Raw genomic sequence first — 1,806 nt, 5'->3', positions numbered from 1 at the left:
CGCCGACCGAGGTCGGCGGGTGCACAGGGACAGAACCGAAAAGACCCGCTAGGACTTGACCAGAGTCTCCTCGGGATGATGCTTGGCATCGCCCGTGAATCCGACGTGCGCTTCCGTGCGCATCCGCTCGATCATATGCGGGTAGTGCAGTTCGAAAGCGGGACGTTCGGAGCGGATCCGCGGCAGTTCGTAGAAGTTGTGCCGCGGCGGCGGGCAGCTGGTTGCCCATTCCAGGGAATTGCCGTAGCCCCACGGATCGTCCACCGTGACCACCTCGCCGTACCGGTAGCTCTTGAAGACATTCCACAGGAACGGCAGCATCGAGGCGCCGAGGATGAACGCACCGATGGTGGAGACGGTGTTCAGCGTGGTGAACCCGTCACCGGCCTGGTAGTCGGCGTAACGACGGGGCATACCTTCGGCGCCCAGCCAGTGCTGGACCAGGAAGGTGAGGTGGAAACCGAGGAACGTGGTCCAGAAGTGCCACTTCGCGAGCCGCTCGTCCAGCATCCGGCCGGTCATCTTCGGGAACCAGAAGTAGATACCGGCGTAGGTGGCGAACACGATGGTGCCGAAGAGCACGTAGTGGAAGTGCGCGACCACGAAGTAGGAGTCGGTGACGTGGAAGTCCAGCGGCGGGCTGGCCAGGATGACACCGGACAGACCACCGAAGAGGAAGGTGACGAGGAAGCCCACCGAGAACAACATCGGTGATTCGAACGTCAGCTGCCCCTTCCACATGGTGCCGATCCAGTTGAAGAACTTCACACCGGTCGGGACCGCGATGAGGAAGGTCATGAACGAGAAGTAGGGCAGCAGCACCGCGCCGGTGGCGTACATGTGGTGCGCCCACACCGCGATCGACAGGGCCGCGATGCCCAGGGTCGCGTAGACCAGGGTGGTGTAACCGAAGATCGGTTTACGGCTGAAGACCGGGAAGATCTCGGAGACGATACCGAAGAACGGCAGCGCGATGATGTAGACCTCGGGGTGCCCGAAGAACCAGAACAGGTGCTGGTAGAGCAGGATGCCGCCGGTACCCGGGTCGTAGATGTGGCCGCCCAGGTGCCGGTCGTAGGCCAGGCCCATGAGGGCGGCGGTCAGCAGCGGGAACGCCAGCAGGACCAGCACGCTGGTGACGGCGATGTTCCAGGTGAAGATGGGCATCCGGAACATGGTCATACCCGGAGCGCGCAGGCAGACCACGGTCGTCAGCATGTTCACACCGCCGAGGATGGTGCCCAGACCGGAGACGGCCAGGCCCATGATCCACAGGTCGGTGCCCACACCCGGTGAGTGCAGGATATCGGTGAGCGGCACGTAGGCCGTCCAGCCGAAGTCCGCGGCGCCGCCCGGGGTGATGAAGCCGGCGGTCGCCATGGTGGCGCCGAACGCGTACAGCCAGTAGCTGAAGGCGTTCAGGCGCGGGAAGGCGACGTCGGGGGCGCCGATCTGCAGCGGCAGGATGATGTTGGCGAATCCGAACACGATCGCGGTCGCGTAGAACAGCAGCATGATCGTGCCGTGCATGGTGAACAGCTGGTTGAACTGCTCGGGCGAGAGGAACTGCAGACCCGGACGAGCGAGCTCACCACGCATCATGAGGGCCATCAGGCCACCGATGAGGAAGAACGCCATCGAGGTGGTCAAGTACATGACACCCAGGACCTTCGGGTCCGTGGTGGTCACCATCTTGTAGATGAACGACCCCTTCGGCCCTGTTCGCGCCGGAAATGGCCGAGTCGCTTCCACCCCCTGCGGGACTGGCTTGGGCTCTACGGCAGTCACTGATCCTCCTGAAGGTGC

At 63.6% G+C, this 1,806-nt stretch carries 1 protein-coding gene; it reads right to left on the bottom strand.

The genetic code is table 11. The annotated features are described in order from the left end of the window. Nucleotides 1–48: 48 nt before the first annotated feature. Nucleotides 49–1,788, bottom strand: a complete 1,740-nt coding sequence (gene ctaD, locus ACLML9_RS28670; protein WP_411948418.1) for a cytochrome c oxidase subunit I — start codon at nt 1,786–1,788, stop codon at nt 49–51. Nucleotides 1,789–1,806: the final 18 nt, after the last annotated feature.

Source organism: Nocardia sp. NPDC002869 (genome assembly GCF_046764065.1).
Lineage (GTDB): Bacteria > Actinomycetota > Actinomycetes > Mycobacteriales > Mycobacteriaceae > Nocardia > Nocardia rhamnosiphila.
Note: the sequence above shows the minus strand (reverse complement) of the source record. Positions and strands in the feature narration are given on the sequence as shown.